Origin of the sequence: Xanthobacter autotrophicus, assembly GCF_030015065.1 — a bacterium.
Classification (GTDB): domain Bacteria; phylum Pseudomonadota; class Alphaproteobacteria; order Rhizobiales; family Xanthobacteraceae; genus Xanthobacter; species Xanthobacter autotrophicus_D.
The window spans coordinates 1-483 of the sequence record NZ_JAIVFN010000348.1 but is presented as its reverse complement, the minus strand read 5'-3'; the positions used below and the strand labels follow the sequence as shown (position 1 = coordinate 483).

The following is a 483-nucleotide window of genomic DNA, read 5'->3' as shown; positions in this document are numbered from 1 at the left end:
ACTATGGGCCCGCTTACCGCCAGCGCCTGGCGGCGGCCTACAAGGCGCTGGCCACGCAGTACAAGGTGCCGCTGCTGCCGTTCCTGCTGGAGGGCGTGGCCCTGCAGCCGGGCATGATGCAGGCCGATGGCCTGCACCCCACGGCGCAGGCGCAATCGAGGGTGCTGGACAACGTCTGGCCACTCCCGCGGCCTCTGCTCTGAACGATTTACAACCCTCTTGACGGAACCTCACATCGCGTCCACCGTCGATCCGGCATGTTTCACAAAGCTGAAGTTAGAGGGAATCACATGCGTCAGACGAAGGAGACCTCCGGCTTGGTGCTGGTGGTCGAAGACAACCGCAACATCTCCGAGATGATCGGGGAATACCTGGAAGGTCGCGGCTTCGAAGTCGACTATGCACAGGACGGCCTGGATGGCTACCGCCTTGCGGCGGAGAACAGCTATGACGTCGTGGTGCTCGACCTCATGTTGCCGCGCC

Annotated in this window: 1 protein-coding gene and 1 pseudogene; both read left to right on the top strand. The window is 62.9% G+C overall.

All coding sequences use genetic code 11. The annotated features are described in order from the left end of the window. Positions 1-203, top strand: a pseudogene (locus K9U40_RS23475) (arylesterase); the annotation flags it as partial. An 87-nt stretch (positions 204-290) separates the two neighbouring features. Continuing rightward, positions 291-483, top strand: a 193-nt coding sequence (locus K9U40_RS23470; RefSeq protein WP_282892471.1) for a response regulator, incomplete at its 3' end; no start/stop codon positions are given.